At 57.7% G+C, this 23,721-nt stretch carries 19 protein-coding genes; 8 read left to right on the top strand and 11 right to left on the bottom strand.

The window, feature by feature from the left end:
- Positions 1–140 precede the first annotated feature (140 nt).
- From fic to DTP52_RS28295, 4 genes are all read left to right on the top strand, one after another.
- Positions 141–1,262: a protein adenylyltransferase Fic gene (gene fic, locus DTP52_RS28310; protein ID WP_109756318.1), complete on the top strand. Its 1,122-nt coding sequence runs from the start codon at positions 141–143 to the stop codon at positions 1,260–1,262.
- 298 nt (positions 1,263–1,560) lie between these two features.
- A complete protein-coding gene (locus tag DTP52_RS28305; protein ID WP_178082505.1) occupies positions 1,561–2,556 on the top strand; it encodes a hypothetical protein in 996 nt (331 codons plus the stop codon).
- A gap of 618 nt (positions 2,557–3,174) precedes the next feature.
- Entirely contained in the window at positions 3,175–4,449 is a 1,275-nt protein-coding gene (locus DTP52_RS28300) for a glycoside hydrolase family 68 protein (protein ID WP_109756316.1), read from the top strand.
- A gap of 602 nt (positions 4,450–5,051) precedes the next feature.
- Positions 5,052–5,411 (top strand): DUF6124 family protein, encoded by a 360-nt coding sequence (locus DTP52_RS28295; protein ID WP_109756315.1) that lies wholly within the window; start codon positions 5,052–5,054, stop codon positions 5,409–5,411.
- A 191-nt stretch (positions 5,412–5,602) separates the two neighbouring features.
- On the opposite strand, the gene DTP52_RS28290 is transcribed toward DTP52_RS28295, so the two are convergent.
- From DTP52_RS28290 to DTP52_RS28280, 3 genes are all read right to left on the bottom strand, one after another.
- On the bottom strand, positions 5,603–6,691 hold the full coding sequence (locus DTP52_RS28290; RefSeq protein WP_109756314.1) for a macro domain-containing protein: 1,089 nt from the start codon (positions 6,689–6,691) through the stop codon (positions 5,603–5,605).
- An 18-nt stretch (positions 6,692–6,709) separates the two neighbouring features.
- Entirely contained in the window at positions 6,710–7,150 is a 441-nt protein-coding gene (locus tag DTP52_RS28285) for a restriction endonuclease (protein WP_256594290.1), read from the bottom strand.
- A gap of 219 nt (positions 7,151–7,369) precedes the next feature.
- Complete coding sequence (locus DTP52_RS28280) at positions 7,370–7,813, bottom strand: very short patch repair endonuclease (protein WP_371925656.1); 444 nt, start codon at positions 7,811–7,813, stop codon at positions 7,370–7,372.
- Between the two features lie 465 nt (positions 7,814–8,278).
- Here DTP52_RS28280 and DTP52_RS28275 point away from each other — a divergent pair, with 465 nt between their 5' ends.
- The 4 genes from DTP52_RS28275 to DTP52_RS28260 are packed head-to-tail and all read left to right on the top strand — an operon-like array spanning position 8,279 to position 15,222.
- Positions 8,279–9,943 carry a DNA cytosine methyltransferase gene (locus tag DTP52_RS28275; RefSeq protein ID WP_109756313.1) on the top strand — a complete coding sequence of 555 codons (1,665 nt, stop codon included), beginning with the start codon at positions 8,279–8,281 and terminating at the stop codon, positions 9,941–9,943.
- On the top strand, positions 9,940–11,958 hold the full coding sequence (locus DTP52_RS28270) for an ATP-binding protein (protein ID WP_256594289.1): 2,019 nt from the start codon (positions 9,940–9,942) through the stop codon (positions 11,956–11,958). Before DTP52_RS28275 ends, DTP52_RS28270 begins: the two co-directional genes overlap by 4 nt.
- Complete coding sequence (locus tag DTP52_RS28265; RefSeq protein ID WP_109756312.1) at positions 11,958–14,276, top strand: Z1 domain-containing protein; 2,319 nt, start codon at positions 11,958–11,960, stop codon at positions 14,274–14,276. Before DTP52_RS28270 ends, DTP52_RS28265 begins: the two co-directional genes overlap by 1 nt.
- Entirely contained in the window at positions 14,269–15,222 is a 954-nt protein-coding gene (locus DTP52_RS28260) for a PD-(D/E)XK motif protein (protein WP_109756311.1), read from the top strand. Before DTP52_RS28265 ends, DTP52_RS28260 begins: the two co-directional genes overlap by 8 nt.
- 58 nt (positions 15,223–15,280) lie before the next feature.
- Here DTP52_RS28260 and DTP52_RS28255 read toward each other — a convergent pair whose 3' ends face one another.
- The 8 genes from DTP52_RS28255 to DTP52_RS28220 all read right to left on the bottom strand — a co-directional run bounded on the left by DTP52_RS28255 (position 15,281) and on the right by DTP52_RS28220 (position 23,653).
- Positions 15,281–16,270, bottom strand: coding sequence for a hypothetical protein (locus tag DTP52_RS28255; protein ID WP_109756310.1), 990 nt, complete (start codon positions 16,268–16,270; stop codon positions 15,281–15,283).
- Positions 16,271–17,347: 1,077 nt separating this feature from the next.
- Positions 17,348–18,079, bottom strand: coding sequence for a helix-turn-helix transcriptional regulator (locus DTP52_RS28250; RefSeq protein WP_109756309.1), 732 nt, complete (start codon positions 18,077–18,079; stop codon positions 17,348–17,350).
- A 196-nt stretch (positions 18,080–18,275) separates the two neighbouring features.
- On the bottom strand, positions 18,276–18,803 hold the full coding sequence (ppa, locus tag DTP52_RS28245) for an inorganic diphosphatase (protein WP_003205933.1): 528 nt from the start codon (positions 18,801–18,803) through the stop codon (positions 18,276–18,278).
- A gap of 111 nt (positions 18,804–18,914) precedes the next feature.
- Positions 18,915–19,727 carry a zinc-dependent peptidase gene (locus DTP52_RS28240; protein ID WP_109756308.1) on the bottom strand — a complete coding sequence of 271 codons (813 nt, stop codon included), beginning with the start codon at positions 19,725–19,727 and terminating at the stop codon, positions 18,915–18,917.
- Positions 19,728–19,733: 6 nt separating this feature from the next.
- Positions 19,734–20,381, bottom strand: coding sequence for a DedA family protein (locus DTP52_RS28235; protein ID WP_109756307.1), 648 nt, complete (start codon positions 20,379–20,381; stop codon positions 19,734–19,736).
- A 473-nt stretch (positions 20,382–20,854) separates the two neighbouring features.
- A complete protein-coding gene (locus DTP52_RS28230) occupies positions 20,855–21,316 on the bottom strand; it encodes an N-acetyltransferase (protein WP_025569618.1) in 462 nt (153 codons plus the stop codon).
- A gap of 106 nt (positions 21,317–21,422) precedes the next feature.
- Complete coding sequence (eutC, locus tag DTP52_RS28225; RefSeq protein WP_109756306.1) at positions 21,423–22,247, bottom strand: ethanolamine ammonia-lyase subunit EutC; 825 nt, start codon at positions 22,245–22,247, stop codon at positions 21,423–21,425.
- Between the two features lie 11 nt (positions 22,248–22,258).
- Positions 22,259–23,653 carry an ethanolamine ammonia-lyase subunit EutB gene (locus DTP52_RS28220; protein ID WP_109756305.1) on the bottom strand — a complete coding sequence of 465 codons (1,395 nt, stop codon included), beginning with the start codon at positions 23,651–23,653 and terminating at the stop codon, positions 22,259–22,261.
- Positions 23,654–23,721: the final 68 nt, after the last annotated feature.

Genomic DNA, 23,721 nt, shown 5'->3' with positions numbered 1-23,721 from the left:
ACCAGCGACATGAGAACGAAACGTGTCGCAAAAATCGAAAAACAGCGACACGTTATCCCCTCGTGTTTACACTGACGACACGAAAGGGCACCCGATTGAACGCCCTTGCCCTTTAATCCAAAGGACCAGGATCGCCCCCCATGACCGCAGCCCCTCACGTCTGGCAGGCCGATAAGCCCTATAACCAATTACCGCCCCTGCCACCGGCAGCCGAACTGGAAACCCGCGCAGTACTCAAGCGCTGCATCCAGGCACGCACAGCCTTGGCTGAGTTGAAGCAGGCAGCCGAACTGATCCCCAACCAAACGGTGCTGATCAACACTATCCCCTTGCTAGAAGCCAAGGACAGCTCCGAAATCGAAAGCATCGTCACCACCACGGACTTGCTCTTTCAGCATGCCCAGGAGGGTGACGGCCATGCCGATCCCGCGACCAAAGAAGCCCTGCGCTATCGCAAAGCCCTGCACCATGGCTACCTGTCACTGGCCGAGCGCCCGTTATCCACAGGCACCGCAGTCGAAATCTGCCGCACGCTCAAAGGCGTGAACATGGACATTCGACGCGTACCAGGCACCCAGTTGGCCAACGACCGGACCGGCGAAATCATCTACACCCCACCAGACGGCGAATATCATCTGCGTGACCTGCTCGCCAACTGGGAGCGTTTCCTGCACAACGAAACGGACCTAGACCCTCTGGTGCGTATGGCCGTCGGGCACTACCAGTTCGAGGCGATTCACCCGTTCACCGACGGCAATGGCCGTACCGGACGGGTGCTCAATACGCTGTACCTGATTCAGGAAGGGCTACTGAATCTACCGATCCTCTACCTCAGCCGTTACATCATCGCCCACCGAGCCGACTACTACCGTCTCCTGCTCGACGTCACCCGCGAACAGGCCTGGGAACCCTGGCTGCTCTACATGCTTAGCGCCGTGGAAGAAACCGCCCGCTGGACCTGCGCCAAAATCGTCGCCATCCGTAGCCTGTCCGAACACACCACCCAATTCGTGCGTGAACAACTGCCGAAAATCTATTCCCGTGAATTGGTGGATGTGATCTTCGAACAACCGTACTGCCGCATCCATAACGTCGTCGAAAAACAAATCGCCGGGCGCCAGGCCGCTTCTCGCTACCTCAAAGACCTTGTCGACATTGGCGTTTTGCAAGAGGTGCAGGTCGGCAAGGAAAAGCTCTTCATCCATCCGAAACTGATGCAGTTGCTGGCTCGCGATAACAATGAGTTCAGACCTTACGGCTGACCTTCATTTTTGGAAACGGCTCAGCCGAGGGTGGTCTGTTTGGATACGTTGGGGTGATAGATCAGGTCGTTGGCATCGGGCAGGTTTGGTCACCTGCCCGATGCTGTTTGAAGCAGCATCCCAAAGGGTTTGGAGCTCGCGTTTCACAAGCATTTTTTCAGGCGCTATCAGCAAAATCGTTCTGACTCATCTAAGCTGAATTTTCCTGGAATATGCGCCAAGTGCCTTCTCACACGAATGCGGCCAACCCGGCTTGCGGCACCGCTCAGCAGCCAGGCGGGAGGAAAGGATGCCGAACATGCTGGTGGTGGTCTGGGACTTCGATACACGCAGATTACGAATCCCGATCAATAATAGCCTTGTCTGCATACAGCATAGAATTGGGGCCTTGGAGTACTTGGCGAAAACAGCTTTCGCCAAAAATGTCGATCAGCATCAACTGGATTACTGTCTGGTCGTTGCCCCCGAGTACCTCTTTTCCAAGGAAAAACCTGCCTCGTTCCTTTCGGAAGAAGAAAAAGAAATCATCCGGGCTGCATTGGTGGATGTTTCAAAGAGAAACCCAAGGCTGATACTGGTCCCAGGCACGACGCTTTGGTCCAAATCAATGATGCGGCCAGATTTCAGGATGTTGAAAAGGGAAACGGGGGAGTTGAAATCTCTGGGGCAGGCCAGAAACATCAATAAGAGAAAATATCATGTGGAAATGGATGCGGTGGTGAACGAAATACCACCGACTGACCGCATGAACAAAGGGATTTATGGCGATTATGCAAGGACTACGAAAGCGGTGATCGCCGAAATGGAATCAAGAGGTCCAAAAGCCAGCGACGGAATCGTCAGGAATACAGGCTTCATCATTTGGGATGGAAACGTTTTTTATCAGCATAAGCGCTACCCCAATATCGGGAATGATGGGCTGGAAGAAATGTTTGGGACGGAGTTATGGTTCGATAAGATATTCATGCCGGGCAGTTATCGAGAAACCCCTGCTATCCATGGGCTGCAACTCGCTTTGGAAATATGCGCAGAGCACTTTGTTGGCGCGACGGTTCTGCATAAGAACAACGTCCTGGATTTTCATATCCTGGTCTCGGCCAGTATTACTCTCAATAGACAGCGTTTGGGTGTAAAGCACGGAGGGTATGTGGTTCACGCTGATTCGGAGGGCAGTTCAGTTTACCGACGTGATGGCATGAACTTGGTTCGACTCCAAGCCATCGATGAAACACCCATAGGCGTGATGGGTGTTGAAGCCGGCCGCGCCAGGAGTTTTGTTTGCGCGATTGCCTAGACCGAGCCTGACCCCGTCCGCCGAAAGAGCCGCGGTTGATGTGAAATCCAGAGCCGCGCTCACGCCAGGATTGAGTGACTGAGCGTTCGAAGTCAAAACAACAGACCCGCCGCCATAACAGGCATTTCACACCCCCCACTGTGTGCGAGCTTGCTCGCGATAGCGCTATACCAGTCAACATCAGAACCGCTGACCAACCCCCTCGCAAGCAGCTCACCACGTCCCGTTTCCCTTCATGCCGCCGACGGCGACAAATCTAAACCCCCATGTGGCTCCCCACCTTGCATTGGCCTTTGCGCAAAACGCGCAGCTCAGTTGCCCATCCTTCTATGCACTGCTTCCGCCCGTTGCCCCGTTGCCCCGTTACGCGCGTTTTCCACCGAGTAACGTTCCGTGCGCCGAGCGTGCAGCCAACGTCGGCGATCTCCTCATGAATAAACTTCTGCAAACGCTCATGGCTGAAACGTATCAGCTTCAATAAAAAACCAAAATATGCACAAATGCATTTTTTGCTTGACCCGCATGCATGAGCCTCTATAAGGTGGCTTCACTGTATGTACATACAGTATTTCTAAAGCGTCATTTATTTGAATCCATTCATGGACGAGGCAATAACTCATGAAAACCAACCCTGAAAAATTCGGTGTAACCCCCCATCAACCCAGCCTTTGGACCCGCGCTGACGCGTTGAAAGTCCGGGCGGATGATCCCACCACCACGCAGCCGCTGGTCAGCGCGGATTTCCCGGTACTGAACAACGACGTGTTCATCTGGGACACCATGCCCCTGCGCGACCTGGACGGTAACGTGACGTCCGTCGATGGCTGGTCGGTGATCTTCACCCTGACGGCCGATCGTCATCCAAACGACCCGCAGTACCTCGACGAGGACGGCAACTACGACATCCTCCGCGATTGGAACGATCGTCACGGTCGGGCAAAGATGTACTACTGGTTCTCGCGTACCGGCAAGAACTGGGAATTCGGTGGACGTGTGATGGCCGAAGGCGTTTCGCCGACCGCTCGCGAATGGGCCGGTACGCCGATCCTGTTGAACGACCGCGGTGAAGTGGACCTGTATTACACCGCCGTCACCCCAGGCGCGACCATCGTCAAGGTGCGCGGTCGGGTCGTGACCACTGAACACGGTGTCAGCATGGTCGGCTTCGAGAAGGTCAAGCCGCTGTTTGAGGCCGACGGCAACATGTACCAGACCGAAGCACAAAACGCGTTCTGGGGTTTCCGCGACCCATGGCCTTTCCGCGACCCGAAAGACGGCAAGCTCTACATGCTGTTCGAGGGCAACGTGGCCGGTGAGCGCGGCTCGCACAAAGTGGGCGAGGCAGAAATCGGCGATGTGCCACCAGGTTATGAAGATGTCGGCAACTCGCGCTACCAGACCGCCTGTGTCGGCATCGCCGTGGCCCGCGACGCGGACGGTGACGACTGGGAAATGTTGCCGCCACTGCTGACCGCCGTGGGCGTAAACGACCAGACCGAGCGCCCGCACTTCGTGTTCCAGGATGGCAAGTACTACCTGTTCACGATCAGCCATACCTTCACCTACGCCGACGGCGTGACCGGCCCGGACGGCGTGTACGGTTTCGTCGCGGACTCGCTCTTCGGCCCTTACGTGCCGCTGAACGGATCCGGCCTAGTGCTGGGCAACCCGTCCTCCCAGCCATTCCAGACCTACTCGCACTATGTAATGCCAAACGGCCTGGTGACCTCCTTCATCGACAGCGTACCGACCGACGAAACCGGCACGCAGATTCGGGTGGGCGGCACCGAGGCACCCACGGTGGGCATGAAAATCAAAGGGCAGCAGACCTTCGTGGTGGCCGAGTACGACTACGGTTACATCCCGCCGATGCTCGACGTCACGCTCAAGTAACAACAGCACCGGGGTTTCAGGCAGCGGGTTTGCGGTCGATGACAAAACCGTTGGGGGTATGATCGAGATATCCCGCCTGATTCATTGCGACGTTGCTCGCAAGCCCCATTGAACAACGAGTCGTAACCCTCTTCGCGACTGGCTGCAAGGATGCAGCCGGTCGTGAATGCATTCCCCCGCGACGTATGTACACAAGCGCCTCTGTGGGAGCGAGCTTGCTCTCGATAGCGGTGCATCAGCAACATTCCAGCCAGCTGTTTATCGTGACTCCACGAGACCAGCCACGACCGACATCGCCTTGCGCCATTGCCTACAACTACGCCAGAATCCGCCGGCTTGTGCGTCTTGGGTCCCCTCGGTAGTTTGAGTCCGTCACTGCTCATCAGTGATCGGGTTTCGCAGCCCGGACTCTATAGGCGCACAACGTCACCTTCGAAAGCAGATCGCCCATGTCTGTGATTTCGTCAGAGGTGGCTGTGCGTGGGAGACCCTCGGGTCTGCCGGTCCCTAGAGTCCCGGTCTGCGAACCCGCGTACAGCTGCCACCCCAACTTCGTTTCGCAGCGAGTGGTGGTAGCTCCAACAGACTCTAGGAGCTTTACCATGGTCAAAATTACACCAAACCCGCCAGCTACCGATGAAACCGTGTCCCGCGTTCAGTCGGCTCGTAACAAGAAACTTGATAATGCGGCCAACCGGGCTTTGGATTTCTATCTGAAGCCTATGCCGAAGAAAGAAACGTCTGACAATCCCAACAGCATCTTTCGTATCGCGCCTGATGTTGATTCGGAATGTCTGCTTGCCAGTCTCAGTGAAAACCTGGCTGCGGCCAATGCCATGATCAGTGACTTGGCGTTTGATCTTGAGGGATCGCGACGACGTGTTGCGATGGGGATTTTGCAGGTGATTGAGGTGAGTGAACTGTTGGCGAATCGGGCTTTGGATATTATTGAGGTGAGGTAACAAGGGGCCGCGCTTACCCCAGGTATGAAGAAAGGTCTTGCTCGGCAAGACCTTTTGGTATCCGACAGCCCCCGAAGCGACGAGCTCTAATTGTGCAAGAGGTACTTGCACAATTGCGGAGCGTCATCGAAGCGATGAACGCTGAGATTGTCCAACAACCTGTTGGATAATTGTTTAGTCACGCGTTACCCCTAACAGGTCGCCACTTCCGGCTTGAAACTAGTGGAAGTCAGCCGCTTCAGCGCTATATCAAGCGCCTGATCATCGAACAGCTTGCTTTTACGAGCCGCAGCACCTGCTCCGCCATCCCAATGCTTCAACGCCTCGCGCACGGCAGGAACAGTCGGGGAAATTCCATCCTGGCTCAGCAACCAATCAACCGTCGCCAACAACTCCATGCCGAAAGGCGACTCAAAACCATCGATCAACTCGGCGGTACGCTCCAAGGCCTGGGTGTACTCCTTGGCCTCTGTTTGAAGATAGATCTGCAAGAATGCTTTGCGTCCTTCGTCAAACCAGATCACGTCGCTAATACCCGCATCACTGATGCGCTTGTCACAATGCAGATAGCTGCCATCCAGGTTATTGAGCAGATGTTCCAACCGGTTGGCATACGGCCCGTACTTATGAGCAACAAACTGAAGATTCAGAGGGTTTTCGGTGTTTGGCAGCTTTTCGATGGCGCGTTCAAGAAACCAAGCCAGCTTCTGAATCTCAGGCAGGCTGCATTCCATACCCAGAACCCAATAGCGACGAACCAGTTCGGCAATCAGTGCGCGAGCCGGCGTGAGCTTTTCCACACCGTTACGCTTGGCGACGTTCAGATATTGGTTAGAAGGCTCGAACACCAGCACGTCGACATCCAGATCGCTCAATACCTCAACAATCTGCTCGCGAACCTCTGGCCACTTCAAGCCACCGTTGCCAGCCCCTAGCGGTGGAACCGCTACGGACTTCACATCGTTTTCGATCAGAAAGCGACGTAGGTCGTGCAGACCTTCGGTTATCCACGCCATCTGCGAAGGTGAACGCCAGTGCCGTTTGGTCGGGAAGTTCACGATCCAGTGTGGCCCTTCCAGTTCGTTGACCGCCGTTACGTGAACCTTGCCCGTCTCCACTTCGCCAGCCTTGCAGGCAGCTAAGTACAGGCGGTAATTTTCCGTGAAGCGCTCTTTGAACATCAGCGCGATACCTTTACCCATCACGCCCACGGTATTCACCGTGTTGACCAGGGCTTCGGTTTTGGCTTCCAGAAGGTTGCCTTGGGTAAATTGGATCATTGGAAATACCTCGGCAGCTCATTCTTCATCGAAATAATCGCGATCCAACGTTGGCAGCCGCAAGAGTCGTGATGTAACGCCCATCTCGTGATCCATCATCAGGTGCACCAGCCGCATGCCGTCCACCAACACGATGCCTTCTACCGATTTAGCGAAGTCGATCGCATGAGCGGTGAAACCAGATGTTGTGATGAAAACGCCGCGTTTGGCTTTTTGCCCGGCGAGCGCACCGTAGAACGCCTGCAGCTCAGGGGCGGCCCACTGTGTTTTGCCACCGCTTGGCTTGCACGTAAACCTTATCGAGTCCCAACTTGTCGAGCGAGATAATGCCGTCGATGCCGGCATCGCCAGAGCCCCGACCCTCTGTAGGTCATTGCGGCTGGCGCCGGGGTAATTTGAAACAAGTCGGTATCTATCTGTTTTTCTGGTTAATAATTTATTGGTCAACTTGCTTGGCATACCAGTTGGAACGCTGCTTGATTTGGATTCCGATGGACGGTGCAATTTGAGCTCTGCCCCCTTTAAGCCATCGGGATTGAACCTATCAAGCAAACCGCCGTGAAAACGTTAACCATGGCAGGTGAAGAGTTGCTGTTGATCGTTGCGCGCCATCCGCGCCAGACTGCTTTGAAGAGTCTTTTGGAGTGCTTGGAAATCGAGTGCTGAAAGCCGACAGGCTCAGATTACTGTGGGCTGATCGCTGGGGACGAGCAGGTCGGAGAAATTGGGCCAGGAGACGTATTTTTGGGTGCAATCCGGGATCGTTTCCAGAAGCCAGTTCATCCCCCCTTCCGGTCCGCGTATTCCGCACTCCCAGAGCTCGATCACTCGCCAGCCTGACCTGAGCAGTTCATCTCTGTTCCTGATGTCACGCTTCACGTTCTGATCGAATTTTGTCTGCCAAAAGTCCTCACGGGTCTTTGGGATCGTGGCGTATCTGCAGCCCGGATGCCTGTGCCAGAAGCAACCATGAACGAAGATGCAGACACGGTGACGAGGGAGTACGACATCGGGTTTGCCTGGAAGATTTCGCTGATGCAGGCGATACCTGAAGCCTTGCCGATGAAGCAGCTTCCTGACCTTCATCTCTGGCAATGTATCGCTGCCGCGGATGCCCGCCATCATTCGAGACCTGACTTCTCTGCTGACTATGTCCATGAACAACCCCCAGATGAGCTTGCCCCTATCGCAGGATACCTCCTTGGGAAAACTTTTCCGCTTTGCGAGCCAATTCAAATCGTGGATTTCTTCGTAGGTCCCGGGGCTGGGCGAAGGCTTTGCCTCATCAGGCAATGGTAAGCATTAGATATCGTCGTTTAGGTCGAGACGGACCCCTTTGCCCGTGAAACCTTGAGGCTAAGGGCATTCTTTCGCCGGTTGAGGCTGGCTAATTATGAAGGCTCACGCAACCTGCGCAGGCGACACCTCGCGGCATTTTCATTACACTCTGACACGATGTAGCATTTTGCGCCCGGTTGACGATTCGTCAAACCGGGCTGCGCCGCGTGGTATGAGCAGGCCTGAGCGGCCGCCCTTCTGCGCTCCGTGCAGGTGGTCTTGGCGCATGTTCCCTATGAGAGATACCGGATGTCCATCCAAACCGAGCTGCGCAAATCGCAGCCCAGCAATACCTACGAAGAGCCCATTATCTCGGCTGCAGACCTGTCCCCCTCGACTGGCAATCATTCCCGCGCCTCTACCTCAGACGACGAGCTGATCCGCAGCAAGCTGCAGCGTATTCAGGAAGGCGGCGAAATCCGCTACATGGACATGTTCGCAGGCTGTGGCGGCATATCCCTTGGCTTCCTGACCGCCGGATTTACACCGGTCGCATCGATCGAAATGGACCCGTGGGCTGCAAAGTCGCACGGAGCCAACTTCGGCTCGCGCTCGGTCGGGGGGGACAAGGAAGCGCACCACGCCCCGCGCGATGCGGTAGCCGAAACCGCAGAAACCGTCTTCGGCGATCTCGGACTGCAGGGCGCCACGAACCATCAGATCGATGTCCTCGTCGGCGGGCCACCCTGTCAGGCGTTCGCCCGTGTAGGCCGGGCTAAGCTCCGCGAGCAGGCTCGCCTGCGCGAAGAGGTGACTGCAGACGAAGCCTTCCTGGTGGATGGACGGGTCAGCCTGTGGGAGCGCTACGTCGCATTCATCCGGGCGACGAAGCCTGTTGCGCTGCTGATGGAGAACGTGCCAGACATCCTCAATCATGGCGGCACCAATGTTGCCGAGCTCGTTTCCAAAAGCCTTGCCGAAGAAGGCTACGACGTAGCCTACACACTGCTGAATTCCGTCTGGTACGGCGTTCCGCAGATGCGGGAACGCATGATTCTGGTAGGCTTCCATCGTTCGACCGGCATCAAGCCAAAATTTCCGGTGCCAACGCACCACTTGGTTCTGCCATCCGGCTACACCAGTTCCAAGAATGCTGCGAGGCGAGTTATCAAAGCCGAAGGCTCTGCGCACCACCGCTGGATTCCCGATCCAGCTCCCGACTCTCCCGCGGCCACATCGGCCTCTGATGCGCTGGCAGATCTGCCGCACCTGTACGCCGAAGAAATGCTTCGCTCGGGTGCCATTCGTCGCGGGGCGAAAGACCCGTCAGAACCTGTCGAGTACACAGCAAAAAAGCCGACGACTGCCTATTCGCGCCTGATGCGGGAGTGGCACGGATTTACGACCAAGTCTACGACTGGCCATGTTTTTCGGTATCTGCCGCGCGACTACAAGATCTTCGCCGAGATTCAGCCTGGCTGGGAGTACCCGCAGGTGCATGCCTATGTAGAGCAGAAAATTGCGAACTGGCTTGCCGACCGCAGGAGACTCGGTTTGCCCACCGACCCGAGAAACGCAGACGTCAGCACATACATTACGTCCTGGCGCATCCCGTATGACCCGGGGAAGTTTCCGAACAAGTGGTGGAAGCTCCGCCCCGATGCCCCTGTACGTACGCTGATGGCGCACCTCGGCAAGGACTCTTACTCCCACATCCACTTCGACTCGAAACAAGCACGCACCATCACCGTCCGTGAGGCTGCGCGGCTCCAGTCATTCCCTGACGGCTTCGTTTTCAAAGGATCGATGAACCCGGCATTCAAGCAGATTGGCAACGCCGTGCCACCACTATTCGCCTATGCTATCGCTCGTGGGATGCGGGAGTGCCTGGGGGCACCGGAGACACAAGACATGCGTGTGGCATTGTTCGATTTGGAGCAATCACAAATCAAGACGACAGAGGGCAGGAAGTGAAGTTCACCATTCTCCGACTGCTTACTCATTCCGAACTCGGCATGTTTCATGAGTACCGCCGCCAGGGGAAGGAACGCGCCAAACAGCGTTCCATCAACTTCGATTGGGACGTCGTCGGCAAGGTTTTTCCTTCAGCAGAGAACCCTGACACCATCGCAATCACCTGCCGTCGTCTCGAAGACGAAGGTACCGTGGTTGAGATTGCTTCATGGCTTAAGCGGCAGCACAAAAATTGGAGATTCGAAGGCGATTGCCCGAAAAGCTCCTTCTACAGTTTCGTCGACCCAGGCGTTCTGTTCGCGATGGTAGTTGACGCCTCGAGCACCCCGGCCAATGCATCCTGGGTTGTCATCCCGGCAGACCACCCAGCCCGCTCTTCGATCCTGTGCCATGGAGAGAGTGCCCAGCTCGGCAAATCCGCAATGATTGCGCTGTACGGTGAGGAAGGCCAGCACTGCCAGGCGGTGCTCTCGGATCACTTCCCGCAGCTATTCAAGGAGGCAGAAACAGTGTCCGTGACGTCACAAAAAGAAACCGACAACTACCGCGACGACGATGACGCCGCACCGGACCCGCTCGGCCTCTTCAAGATCCTGGCACGTGCCGGGCACAGCCTGCCCAGCGCCGTGGCCGATCTGGTGGACAACAGCCTGTCGCATGGCGCACGGGAGATCGACATCACCTTCCCGAATCCCAATGCGGGCGGCCGGTGGATGTGCATTCGCGACGACGGTAGGGGCATGACTCCATCGGGTCTGCGCGACGCCATGAAGATCGGGCACCAGCGTGAATACGACGACGGCGATCTGGGCAAGTTCGGCTATGGGCTGAAGGGTGCGGCCTGGTCCCAGGCTGATCGACTGACGGTCGTATCGAAAGCTGCCGGGAGCGAAAGCACGACACTCACCTGGGACAAGGACCATCTTGCCAAGACGCGCCGCTGGGCGCTTCTGAGCGACCCGGTAGCTCCCGAGCATGCCTCGGCAGTGAACATCGGCGAGACGGGCACGGCCGTGCTGCTCACGCAGATGCGCCCCTCGATGGAGCCGGCGAGAGGCAGGGCAGATTCTCCTTACGCGCAGGAACTCGCTGCCATCAAGTCGCACCTCGAACTGGTCTTCCACCGGTACCTTGAAGGCAAGGTGCGCGGGCGCGAGAGGGTCGTCATCAGGCTGAACGATGACGTTCTGCGTGCCAACAACCCCATGGGGCACCCGCTGACGAAAGAGTACGACCAGCATCGCATCGAGCTTCCCGGCGCTTCTCCGGACAAGACGCCTGTCCTCTATGTTCGTGCGTACGTCACGCCACATGAGGAAGAGTTCGACGAATACATCAAGGATCTGCCGCCGCTGGAGCAACGCGTTGAACGCGACCGCCACTCCCTGAATGGCCGCGCAAACGATGCTCAGGGCCTGTACTTCTATCGACTTGACCGCCTCATCAAATGGGGCGGCTGGGAAGATCTCTTCGCCAAGGATGAGCACACCAAGCTGATTCGTGTCGCAATCGACTTCGACAGGCTGGCTGATGAGCAGTTGCAGGTAGATATCAGCAAGCAGCTCATTCGCCTGCCCTTTGCGATCACCAAGCCCCTCGGAGACCTGCTAAAGACCCCTCGCGCAGCAGCCCGCCTCCGGTACAACAAGAAGGAAAAAGCTGCGTCGACTCCGAAAGGAGGCGGCAAGACTGTGTCGCCGGCCGGCACACCAGCGCCAGGCGGCTTCTTGCCTCCAACGACAGCCGCGGGAGGCACTCCCGTGGCGGCACCTGCTCCGACCCCGGCTGCAAAGAAGGACAGAACTTCAATCCGCCTTGTCAGCAGCGGCGACAAGCCATGGCAACGCAAGACCGGGTTCAAGGGGGAGGAAGTCGAGGTCACCCCGCTGATGCCGACGCTGGTGACGCTCGTGCAGCTCATCGATAAGGATGCCGAGGCCAAGACGGCTCTGTCTGAATTCCTTCGCGCATTGGAGACGGCCGGTGTCCAGGACCAGCTGACGGACAAGGTCTAATGAAGGTCCGGCTTCCGCTTCCCCTTACACTGAAGCCCAGGCTGGCTCTGTGGACCGATGCAACCGCCTGGACCAACTGGTCCCGGCATGAAGCCTATCTGCGGGCCCAGCCCAAATGGAAGCCGCACCAGATTGCGTCGGTCGCGGAAGAGTCACTGCGGATCATCTCGAAGACCACACCGGTAAGTCGCCCGGAATTCCAGTGCCGGGGTCTGGTCGTCGGCTACGTTCAGTCCGGCAAGACCGCCAACTTCACGGCTGTGGCTGCGCGCGCAGCCGATGTCGGCTACCGCCTGATCATCGTTCTTTCAGGCATTCACGATTCGCTGCGGAGCCAGACGCAGAAGCGCCTGGATCTGGAGCTGGCCGGGACGGGCGTCGACTGGATCACGCTGACCGATGAGGCTTCAGACTTTCGTGAGCCGGAGGTGGCCGATGGATTCGCATCGACCGGTACCGTCCTGATCGTCGCGAAGAAGATCACGCCGATTCTGAAACGGCTCAACCAGTGGTTCGGCAAACTCGAAGGCCGGCTCGCTGATGTACCGGTTCTTCTCATCGATGACGAAGCCGATCAGGCCTCCATCAATACACGCGGAAATCGGCGCGACCCCAGTATCGACACCGACACCGAACCGGATGACGACACGGCCCCGTCACTGACCAACGCCCTGATTCGCGACATTCTCAGAAAGATTCCGCGGGCCACATACATCGCTTACACGGCAACGCCATTCGCCAACATCCTCATCGACCCAGACGCCAGTGACAGCCAGGTCGGCGAAGACCTGTTCCCCAAGGACTTCGTCGTACAGCTTCCTCGGCCGGACGGCTACACGGGAACGGAAGAGCTTTTCGGCGTCAGCTCGCAGGGCCGCGATGTACTGCGCCCTGTAGACGCGGCGGATGTGAAGGCTCTGAAGCCGCAGCAGCGTAAAAGGAGCGAGGCGATTGTTGCCCGGGGACCGCTGGATCTTCCCCAGTCGCTCGCCGATGCCCTCCTGACCTTTGCGCTTGCCGGCGCCATCAGACTGCAGCGCGGCCAGATGGGTAAGCCGAACACGATGCTGGTGCACGTATCCCATCTCCAGCAGGACCAGTTGCGCATTGGAGGGGCGATCGAGGAACAGATCCGCAACTGGTTCCATCATGAGAACGCCGAACCCGGCGTGCTCAAGCAGATGTTCCGCTCAACGCTCTTGGGGCTGGGACCGGTAGATCTGCCTTGCAGCGAAGAGGTTCTATTGGAAGAGGCAGTGACGAACCTGGCCCGCCTAGTCGTTGTTGTGCTCAATAGCACGACGGGCGACGAACTGGAATACGACGCCAAGCCTGGACGGCAGCTTGTTGCAGTGGGTGGCAATCGGCTGTCGCGCGGATTGACGCTTGAGGGACTGACGATCGCCTACTTCCTGCGCACCACAACGCTGGCGGATGCTCTGCTGCAGATGGCCCGCTGGTATGGTTTCAGGACAGGCTATGAAGACCTGATCCGCATCTGGACAACCGAAGGCATCGCTCAGTGGTTTGTGGAGCTGGCGCTGGTCGAAGAATCCCTGCGTGACTCCATCACGGCACTAAACAAGGCCGGCCGCAGGCCTGACCAGATGGCCATCCGGATGCGCGCCCATTCAAAGCTCCTGCTCACCAGCAAGAACAAGAGCAGGATGCAGACGGATGATGCACGGTCATGGTCTGGCGAAAACCCGCAGACGATCCTGTTTCCCATGCAGGACCGGGAACTGCTGGAACGAAACTTGGACTTGGCGTCCGCCCTGTTACGACAGCACCCCCCGACACAGGATGCACACGGTGGCGCCATAGCACACGATGTGCCGGCCGAGGACATCGCACTGTTCCTGAGGCGTTATGAGGGGCACCCGAACAGCATTGCATTTCAGGGCGCGGAGATTGCCGACTGGATCCTGGAGCGAGCCGAAGCGGGAGAGCTGACGAACTGGACCGTGTTCGTAGCCAACCCGCAGCGGGAACGACAGGTACTCCTGGGTGGAAGGCCTTTCGGCCTTGTTCGACGTTCGTTGCAGGCCAACGAGTCGATCGGCATCCTGATCGATCCACGCCATGAAGGTGCCGACCTGCATGGCGGACCGGAGAACTACCGCTCTGGCTCAGGCTTCAATGCACGGGCAATGCGCGAGGACCGCCCCGCGCAGCAGGGCCTGGTCCTGCTCTACCCCCTGGATCCCGAACCGCTTCGTGCGCCAACACAGGCAGTGCTGGGCCTCGCGCTTTCGCTGCCCCGCACTGCGGACGGCGAACAACGGCTCGTCGTGAACCGTGGGGTACGCAATGGTTGAGATCACGCAAGACCGCTGGGCAAGTCTGCGCGAGCAGCGACTTTCGCACGAGGATATCTACGAGCAGGTGGCCGAAGACCTGGACGCAGCGCTGATCGGAGTGTCAAACGACGGACGCCTGCACCTGCTGCTAGCCATCGATGTCGCCCCGCAAAACCTGCCGCCGGACCTGCAGAGCCTTCAGGTCCGCATCCTGGAAGGCGGACAGATTTGGCTGGACGTTTCCGCACGAAGCCACCACGAAGAACTGCTTACGCTGGTAGGCAACAAGGTCCTCCACGCTATCCACATTGAAGGCCGCGATCCTGCTATCTCGGTTGAACGCATCATCGACGACATGCGTGCGGCATTGCGCCCGCTCGCGCCTGACCTGAGCGCGGCCGAGCAGATCGGTCTTTTCGGCGAACTCTGGGTGCTGTCCAACGTGCTGCTCCCGACCATCGGCCCGCGCGTCAGCCACCTTTGGAGCGGCCCTGAAAGCGAACGTCATGATTTCGTCGGACAGGGCGTCCACGTCGAAGTGAAGACCACCACGCGATCGGAACCGAAGCACGAAATCTCCCGTTTCGATCAGCTGAAGGCACCCGCCAGCAAGCGCCTCCTGTTTGTCAGCGTCATGCTGGAGCGCAGTCTTGGCGGCGAAGAAACGCTGGCAGACCGCGTCGATGAAATTCGTGAGAAGTTGGTATCCGATGGGCGTGCGCTGGATGTTTTCGATTCACGCCTAGCACAACTCGGCTGGCACGAGGGCCTACGACAGACAGGTGCCCTCCTACGGTTCACATTCCGCTATGTCCATGTCTTCGAAGTTGCCGGCAACTTCCCCAGGCTCCCAGATGACTACATCCCGCCACTCGGTGTGACAGGCATTAGGTACAGTGTCAATGTCGGCAGCCTGCCGTCGCTAGACGTATCGGAAGTCAAGGAAGTTCTTCTAACCGCCTAACGCGTCACCGCACAATCTGAGCTGCCGTACGCCGCGACAGGTTGACGGTTGTAACCCATTATTCGTCATGAAAAATGTTCTGTGCCTTTCCTGTTGCAACGTAATCTGCCAACCCCTGAAGGCGTCGGTAGTAGGCCAGCACAATTTTAATTGCAGATAACGGATCTCCGCTTGCTAAGTTTAGGATGTGTTCGGCGCTTTCCTCCAGGCCGAAAGCTTGACAGCTTTCCTCTAGAAGCTCGGTAAGAGATTTTATGTCTTGAGTTGAAAGGGCTATGTCAGCATCAGATTTACTTAGCCAGCCTAAATTTTGCAGGTGCATGTATGCTTTTTTATAGGCGTCACGAGCAGGGCTCTTGACTTCATTGATGCCATTGACCAGCTCTCTAATGGAATCCGCGACATCCCCATTCATGTAGAATTTTATTTCCCCCGGAGATGCGTACTCTATTTTTTTAATGCCTGCGCGATCTTCGTTTGGGATATTTTTATAAAGCTCCTTGAAGAAATTTACAGAGCTAAATCCTCCTCTCCATGGATGTTTATGGAATAAAGAGTTTATTTTTTTCGTTGCGGCTTTTCCTGTTGCTCCGAGTAATGCAAATCCAAATGAGTAGCAGTCTTGGACTAAGTCGGAAAATTTTCTTAAATCGCTTATCTCCCATTGTCCGTCTATGTTCACAGTTTTAAAGTCACTGTTAAGGCTTTCCGGTGCGTGGCCTGGAATGAACATTCCAGGTTCGGGGAGAGAGTCTAGGGGGAGCTCGGAAAAGCTTTTGGTTTGGAATTCCTCTCCTGGGTTACCCCATACTTCACCAAGCTCATATTTTCCGGTATGCAGCTTTGTTACCGCATAATGAACGTCAATTTTTTCAGAGAATAGCTGTTTTAGATGTTCGGTTTTTATTCTGGAAAAATAAAATTTAAATGCTGTCTCACCGTCTTCGTAGTTAACACCAAGATAACGGTCACCGTTCTTATTTTTTGCTAGTGCCACCAGAGGAACTTCATAGGTAAGCAGGATTTTTTCTATCGTTAGCTTAGCCATTTAGCTCTTCCACTTTCCCGGCGATGCTAGTGGGCATGACGGTCAGATAAGGCCACCAATTGACATGATTCGACTGGTCTTGATGCCATACCCCAAAGTTTGAGTCACACGGGATCTCCACCGCATGAGTAAATCTCATTTTTGCCATGCGCGGGCTTTTTATCGCCGCACGACATGCGGCGAGCGAAGTCATAAGGGAGACAGATCTCGCTAGGCACTCGTCTGGATATTTGTGCTTGGATAATCGCTTACGTTGGGAGTCGAAATCTTCAGCGGTGTGAGTGTTCGCTCTCAAGAGCCTCCATAGCTTTTCTTCAGTTGGCTTGTTGACCTCTTCAGGGGGACAGCTAGGAGGTAACGGCTCAAGGAAGTCAAATCCATTTGCATGTGACATGAAGCGAATCCAAATTTAGTGGCGTTATGCCTAGTTCGCGCATTCTCAATTAGCGATCTGCGATAGTCAAAAGCAAATTTTTCATGGCTTATATGTAACTGATTTTATTTGTCTTTTTATTAGGGTAGGGACTGCGAGAACCATGCCTTCCTTTCCAGGCTGACAATTTTGGGGCATCCAGTATCCACCTACCGTTGACTCTCAATTCTGTGATTGATGTTGGTTATGTCATGACTGTCAAATGCCTGAACAGCTCTGGACTGGGCTTCTTGTTCTCACGAGGCAGCAGCAAATTCAAGAAGATGATCTTTCGATGGCGCATTAAAAAGCCGGCTTATGGCCGGCTTCTCGTTGACTAACTCAGTTCGTTTTTGACAAACCTCACCAGCCTTCAAAACGTACATCCGGCTCTTGCGGCCGGCTGTGGGACTTGGTCAGAAAGTGATCTGCCTTGTCGGTGCGAGGCGTGGGCTCGCAAATGTGGGGCGGAGGATACGCGGGTTTGGTTCAGAATCCCAGTGGTAAGTGGTGTGGAATCATTGGGTTATCGGTGATTCAGGGGGAAAGCAGGGGGCTGCTGCGCAGCCCAGCGGGAGCAAGCTCCCTCGCCACAAAAGCTTCTGCCACAGCCTCTGCCGCAGCTCCTGCCACAATTCCCGCCACGGTTTCTGGTCTTGGGTGGGTCAATCGAATACCGGCGGTCTCTGTTTGTTGAGGGTGGACCACCAGAACACCCAGCCGATCACGTGGATGTGTTGCGCGTCGATTTGTTCAGCACTGAACACCTCATCAGGATACGCAGCGCTGTTGTGGCTGCGCAGGCGCAGCCGATTACCGGGAATGCGGTGCAGGTATTTGATACGCAGCATCCCATCATGCTCAAGCGCATAGATATGGCCGTCGACGATTTGGGTCAGGCCGCGGTCGATGGCGAGGGTGGAGCCGTCTTCGATGCGTTCGGCCATGCTGTCGCCGACCATGGTGATACAGATGGCGTCGCTGGGGTCGATTTCCAGGGATTCGAGGTGGCTGCGGGGCAGGCGGATGGATTGGTCGGGGACTTCGATGATGTGGGTTTTGGTTTCGCCGGGGGCGATGGGGGCTTCCTTATAGAAAGGCAGTTCGATGTCCGTGGGTTCCAGCACGCTGTAGACACCGTCGTTTTCGGCGGCTTCATAGGTGGTGCCGGGGCCGAGGCCCAATGGGGTTTGGGGGCCTTCGCCGTGGGCGAGCCACTCCGGGCTGACGGTCAGCAGGCTGGCGATGGAGTGGATGCGCCCGGGCGGGATGCCACGGTTGAACCAGTTGTTCACGTGCTGGGATTTCACGCCGTATAACTTCGCGAAGTCGGCGGAACGAATATGGGCTTCTTTTAGAAGGGCTCTGAAGCGGTCGCCACTGGAGATCTTTTTCATAAACGGAAAGTTTAGGGGCGACTGTGTTTTCGGCAATAAACATGTCGTTCAAATATATAAGACGATCTTTCCGTTTGCAGGATCTGCAAGGGGCGGGCTAAACGCTGTTAAACAGTATTAATACAAGTTGGTATTAAGCGCCATTAAGGCATAAAAAAACCCCGGTGCAAACCGGGGTTCTTCTGCACATTCAGTTTCAGCCTTTGTAGGCGGCAACCGATTTGGTGATCGCTTCGCGGGCGGCGTCTGCACCGGCCCAACCTTCGATCTTGACCCACTTGCCTTTTTCGAGGTCTTTGTAGTTCGCGAAGAAGTGCTCGATCTGCTGGATCAGCAGCGGTGGCAGGTCGGTGTATTCCTTCACGTCGACGTACAGTTGCGACAGTTTGTCGTGTGGCACTGCGATGACTTTGGCATCGCCGCCGCCGTCGTCGGTCATGTTCAGGATGCCGACCGGACGGGCGCGGATGACCGAGCCTGGGGCCACTGGGTATGGGGTCACGACCAGTACGTCGAGGGGGTCGCCGTCGTCGGCCAGGGTGTTGGGGATGTAACCGTAGTTGGCCGGGTAGAACATGGGGGTGGCCATGAAACGGTCAACGAACAGGCAGTCGCTGTCTTTGTCGATTTCGTATTTGATCGGGGCGTGGTTGGCCGGGATTTCGATCGCGACGTAGATGTCGTTCGGCAGGTCTTTGCCAGCCGGAATCTTGCTGTAGCTCATTGGGCGGTGCCCCCGTTAGTTGACCAAATGACTGGTCGGATTGACCAAAAAGTGGCGGCGATTATAGGCATATTCAGCCGTCGATGCCACGTTAGCAGGGTCTTAGAGACCTTAGTATGACGCCTGATAGACCGGATCTTCGGCTTGAAGTTGCCGCAGCCGGGCCAAAGGATCCTGGCGGTAGAACGCCTGGAGCTGTTCGTAGACCTTGGGATAGGCCTGGTGCAGCAGGTCTGGGGCGCTGAAGAAGTATTCGCTGGTGACGGCGAAGAATTCCGCCGGGTTTTCGGCGGCGTAGGGGTCGATGACGGTTTCTGCGTCGGGGTTGTGGTCGAGTTGGCGGTTGAGGTCATCGAAGGCCTGTTGCATGGCGTCGGCCCAATCCTGGACGCGCATGTCGGCGTGCAGCGGCGGCAGGCCGTTGGCGTCGCCGTTGAGCATGTCGAGTTTGTGCGCCAGTTCGTGGATCACCAGGTTGTAGCCGTCCCAGCCGCCGCTGGCGAGCACGCCGTCCCAGGCCAGGATGATCGGGCCCTGGGGCCAGGCTTCGCCGCTGTGTTCGCCGTCCCATTCGTGCTCGATGCCGCTGGCGTCGCGGTAGCGCTGGGGGCTGAGGAAATCGTCGGGGTAGAGAACGATTTCGTGGAAGCCCTGGTACCAGTTCAAATCGCCGAGGTGCATCAGCGGCAATTGGGCCTGGGCGGCGAGCAGCAGGCGTTGTTCCTGGCGCAGTTCGACGCCGGGCAGGGCGGTGAGGTGTTTGTCATGCAGGAACAGCACGCAGGCTTCCCGTAGCCACTGGTCCTCGGCGGCGCTGATGCCGTCGAGGAAGCTCAACTGATGACGCACGCGCTGCCAGGTTTCCTCGGTGACGGGGTGTTTGGCGAGGGTGCGTTGGCGGCGCCAGTTGCTCAGGGACCACATGGGCGATCAGGCTTTCGAGGCGCGCTGGCTCATTTTGCTGCGCACCAGGCTGATGATCATCGGCAGCAGCGACACCAGGATGATGCCCACCACCAGCAGTGACAGGTTCTGCTTGATGAACGGCACGTTGCCGAAGAAGTAGCCGAGTGTGACCAGGCCGCCGACCCAGAGGACGGTACCGAGGACGCTGAAGCCGAAGAAGCGCAGGTAGTTCATTTTGCCCACGCCGGCGACGAAGGGGGCGAAGGTGCGGATGATCGGCAGGAAGCGCGCCAGGGTCACGGTTTTGCCGCCGTGTTTGTCGTAGAAGTCGTGGGTTTGCTGCAGGTAGTCGCGGCGGAAGATTTTCGAGTCGGGGTTGCTGAACAGTTTTTCGCCGGCGGTGCGGCCGATCAGGTAATTGGTGCTGTCGCCGAGGATCGCCGCCAGCATCAACAGGCCGGCCAACAGCAGTGGGTCCATGGCACCACCCGCGGCTACGGCGCCGGCGATGAACAGCAGGGAGTCGCCCGGCAGGAAGGGCGTCACCACCAGGCCGGTTTCACAGAAGATCACCAGGAACAGGATGGCGTAGACCCATGTGCCGTAGTTGGTCACCAGCATGTCGAGGTAGACGTCGAGATGCAGAATGAGGTCGAGGGGGTTGAAATCCATGCATAGCACCTGTGGTGGCGGCCCGACTCGGCAGGCTGGTGGGGCTGGCTTTGAGTATGGCTACAGAGTGTGTAGCTTTTTCTTACAAGCTGGGAAGAGCGGCATTATACGGTGAGGATTGTGAAGCGCGTGTTGAGTTTGTAGCGGGGGATTTCTGAGGGGGTGGTTGGATGAGGCATCGGCTCGGACCGCTTTTGTGGCGAGGGAGCTTGCTCCCGCTGGAGCGCGAAGCGGTCCCCTAAAGGCTGACTAGGTCAGTCTGGTGTACCGCGTGCTCAGGTTTTGGGGCTGCTGCGCAGCCCAGCGGGGATACATCCCCTCGCCACAAGGTTTCACCTAGCCACACAGGGTTGGTGGTGTGTCATTGGGATTTGGTTGGCTGGGTTGTGGGTGCTGCGCACCCAAGCGGGAGCAAGCTCCCTCGCCACAAGGGGTGCACTCAGCCACAGAGGTTTCACCCAGCCACCAGTGGCTCAGATCCCTTCACTGATCGGCAACACGTAGTTCTTGAACTCGGTGTCTTCCTTGAAGCCAATCGACTCGTAGGTTTTCTGCGCGACTTCGTTGTTGCTGCTGGTGGAGACGCGCATGCGTACGGCGTTGGTTTCCTTGGCCATTTTTTTCGCGGTGCGGATCAGGTTGTCAGCCACCAGTTGGCGGCGGGCGTCTTCGGCGACGTAGATGTCGTTGAGGATCCACACGCGCTTGAGCGACAGCGACGAGAAGCTTGGGTAGAGCTGGCAGAAGCCCAGCAGCTTGTTGTCGTCGTCATCCGGCAAGGCCAGGTAGATCACCGATTCCTTGCGGCGCAGGCGTTTTTCGAGGAAGGCTCGGGACGAGTCCGGGTAGGGCAGTGAGCCGTAGAATTCCCGATACTTGACGAACAATGGGGTCAGCAGGTCCAGGTGTTCCAGGGTCGCTTGGATAATCCGCATGGTAGGTCTCGTCTGCAAGGGTCGACAGATATTCAGACAACAACTTTGCGCTGCCGTGCTTTTGATGCTGCCTGAAAGCGGATCAAAAACGCAACGGATAAACGGATCAGCTTTGGGGCGGCATGAGTAGGAAGTTACCTTTCATATCGGCAGTATTTTCCGAGTCTAGAGTTTGTACCTGGGCTTCGTCCTTCAGATTGACCCCCGAGAGCTGGCGGCGACAGGCCTCGCGCATCAGGTAGACCAGGCGGTGGGCGGCCATGCCGTAGCTCAAGCCTTCGAGGCGGACGTTGGAGATGCAGTTGCGATAGGCATCGGTCAGGCCGACCTTGGGCGCGTAGGTGAAATACAGCCCGAGGCTGTCGGGGGAGCTGAGGCCGGGGCGTTCGCCGATCAGGATCACCGACATTTTTGCGCCGAGCCGCTGCGCCACTTCATCGGCCACCGCGACGCGGCCTTGTTCCACCAGGATCACGGGCGACACCGACCAGCCGTCAGCGGCGATCTGTTCTTCCAGTCGCGCGAGGAACGGCAGCGTATGCCGATGCACCGCCAGCGCCGACAGGCCATCAGCGACGACGATGGCCAGGTCCACGCCGCCGGGGTGAGCCGCTGCGTAGTCATCCAGGATTTGTGCAGAGGCCTCGTCGAGCCGTCGACCCAGGTCCGGGCGTTGCAAGTAGCTGTGGCGGTCGGCGGCGGCACTGTGGAGTAGCAGGCTCTCGCGGCCGCGTTCAGTCAGTTGCGCGCGAATGCCCTGATGGTCGAACGCCAGGTGCACCGCATCGCGGGCCTGGGCGTGGGCGTATTGGAAGTCCAGTTGCGCCTGGGTCGGCAGGCTGGTGCCGGTGCGGCCCAGGGCGATGCGCGCCGGGGTCAGGCGGCGCAGTTCCAGCCAAGGGTTTTGCGAATCGACAGGAGGTTTGTCCATCGGCAGCTCACTTATCCCAAATGCGCCAGGGCGTGACGAAACGCCGGTGGCAGGTTGTCGCCGAACCGCACCCGGCCATCGGCCTGGGTGAAGATGCCCATGTTCGCCAGCCAGGTTTCGAATTCCGGCGCCGGTTTCAGGCCGAGGGTCTGGCGGGCGTAGAGGGCGTCGTGGAACGAGGTGGTCTGATAGTTGAGCATGATGTCGTCGGAGCCGGGGATGCCCATGATGAAGTTGATCCCGGCCACGCCGAGCAGGGTCAGCAGGGTGTCCATGTCGTCCTGGTCGGCTTCGGCGTGGTTGGTGTAGCAGATGTCGCAGCCCATCGGCACGCCCAAGAGCTTGCCGCAGAAGTGGTCTTCGAGGCCGGCGCGGATGATCTGTTTGCCGTTGTACAGGTATTCCGGGCCGATGAAGCCTACAACCGTGTTCACCAGGAATGGCTTGAAATGCCGTGCCACGGCGTAGGCCCGAGTCTCGCAAGTCTGTTGATCGACGCCGTGGTGGGCGTTGGCCGACAGCGCGCTGCCCTGGCCGGTTTCGAAATACATCAGGTTGTTGCCCAAGGTGCCGCGATTCAGGCTGAGCCCGGCGTCGTAGCCTTCCTTCAGCACGTTGAGGTTGATGCCGAAACTGGCGTTGGCCGCTTCGGTGCCGGCGATGGACTGGAACACCAGGTCCAGGGGCACGCCACGGTTTGCCGCTTCGATGGAGGTGGTGACGTGGGTCAGCACACAGCCCTGGGTGGGGATGTCGTAGCGCTGGATGATGGCGTCGAGCATTTCCAGCATCGCGCAGATCGAGGCGGTGCTGTCGGTGGCCGGGTTGATGCCGATCATGGCGTCGCCGTTGCCGTAGAGCAGGCCATCGAGAATGCTCGCGGCGATCCCCGCCGGTTCGTCGGTGGGGTGGTTGGGTTGCAGGCGCGTGGACAGGCGCCCGCGCAGGCCGAGGGTGCCGCGGAACTTGGTGACCACGCGGATTTTCTGCGCCACCAGCACCAGATCCTGCACGCGCATGATCTTCGACACGGCGGCGACCATTTCCGGCGTCAGCCCCGGAGCCAGTGCCCGCAGGCTCTGTTCATCGGCGGCATCGCTGAGCAGCCAATCGCGAAAGCCGCCGACGGTGAGGTGGCTGACGACGGCGAAGGCCTGTTTGTCGTGAGTGTCGACGATCAGCCGGGTGACTTCGTCGGCCTCGTAAGGAATCAGCATTTCTTGCAGGAAATGACTGAGGGGCAGGTCAGCCAGGGCCATTTGCGCGGCTACCCGCTCACCATCGTTGAGCGCCGCGACTTCGGCCAGGAAATCCCCGGAACGTGCCGGGCTGGCCTTGGCCATCAGCTCTTTGAGACTGTCGAAGCGATAGGTCTGGGCGCCGACGGAATGGGCGAATGCGGCCATGGGGCGGTGTCCTCCTGAATCTCTAAATAATTCAACTACAGCGCAGACCCAACCCCTGTGGAGTAGCC

The sequence above is a fragment of the Pseudomonas sp. 43mfcvi1.1 genome, assembly GCF_900115935.1.
GTDB classification, from domain to species: Bacteria; Pseudomonadota; Gammaproteobacteria; order Pseudomonadales; family Pseudomonadaceae; genus Aquipseudomonas; species Aquipseudomonas bijieensis.
This window is presented reverse-complemented; position numbering and strand designations above follow the sequence as displayed.

Bases quoted from the DNA above. Each gene is read 5' to 3' on its own strand.
- fic (WP_109756318.1), top strand. From the start codon at position 141: ATGACCGCAGCCCCTCACGTCTGGCAGGCCGATAAGCCCTATAACCAA.
- DTP52_RS28235 (WP_109756307.1), bottom strand. From the start codon at position 20,381: ATGGATTTCAACCCCCTCGACCTCATTCTGCATCTCGACGTCTACCTC.
- DTP52_RS28265 (WP_109756312.1), top strand. From the start codon at position 11,958: ATGAAGGTCCGGCTTCCGCTTCCCCTTACACTGAAGCCCAGGCTGGCT.
- DTP52_RS28260 (WP_109756311.1), top strand. From the start codon at position 14,269: ATGGTTGAGATCACGCAAGACCGCTGGGCAAGTCTGCGCGAGCAGCGA.
- ppa (WP_003205933.1), bottom strand. From the start codon at position 18,803: ATGAGCTACAGCAAGATTCCGGCTGGCAAAGACCTGCCGAACGACATC.
- DTP52_RS28290 (WP_109756314.1), bottom strand. From the start codon at position 6,691: ATGATCCAATTTACCCAAGGCAACCTTCTGGAAGCCAAAACCGAAGCC.
- DTP52_RS28230 (WP_025569618.1), bottom strand. From the start codon at position 21,316: ATGCGGATTATCCAAGCGACCCTGGAACACCTGGACCTGCTGACCCCA.
- DTP52_RS28285 (WP_256594290.1), bottom strand. From the start codon at position 7,150: ATGCCAAGCAAGTTGACCAATAAATTATTAACCAGAAAAACAGATAGA.
- eutC (WP_109756306.1), bottom strand. From the start codon at position 22,247: ATGGACAAACCTCCTGTCGATTCGCAAAACCCTTGGCTGGAACTGCGC.
- DTP52_RS28255 (WP_109756310.1), bottom strand. From the start codon at position 16,270: ATGGCTAAGCTAACGATAGAAAAAATCCTGCTTACCTATGAAGTTCCT.
- DTP52_RS28250 (WP_109756309.1), bottom strand. From the start codon at position 18,079: ATGAAAAAGATCTCCAGTGGCGACCGCTTCAGAGCCCTTCTAAAAGAA.
- DTP52_RS28240 (WP_109756308.1), bottom strand. From the start codon at position 19,727: ATGTGGTCCCTGAGCAACTGGCGCCGCCAACGCACCCTCGCCAAACAC.
- DTP52_RS28220 (WP_109756305.1), bottom strand. From the start codon at position 23,653: ATGGCCGCATTCGCCCATTCCGTCGGCGCCCAGACCTATCGCTTCGAC.
- DTP52_RS28305 (WP_178082505.1), top strand. From the start codon at position 1,561: ATGCTGGTGGTGGTCTGGGACTTCGATACACGCAGATTACGAATCCCG.
- DTP52_RS28295 (WP_109756315.1), top strand. From the start codon at position 5,052: ATGGTCAAAATTACACCAAACCCGCCAGCTACCGATGAAACCGTGTCC.
- DTP52_RS28280 (WP_371925656.1), bottom strand. From the start codon at position 7,813: ATGGCGGGCATCCGCGGCAGCGATACATTGCCAGAGATGAAGGTCAGG.
- DTP52_RS28275 (WP_109756313.1), top strand. From the start codon at position 8,279: ATGTCCATCCAAACCGAGCTGCGCAAATCGCAGCCCAGCAATACCTAC.
- DTP52_RS28300 (WP_109756316.1), top strand. From the start codon at position 3,175: ATGAAAACCAACCCTGAAAAATTCGGTGTAACCCCCCATCAACCCAGC.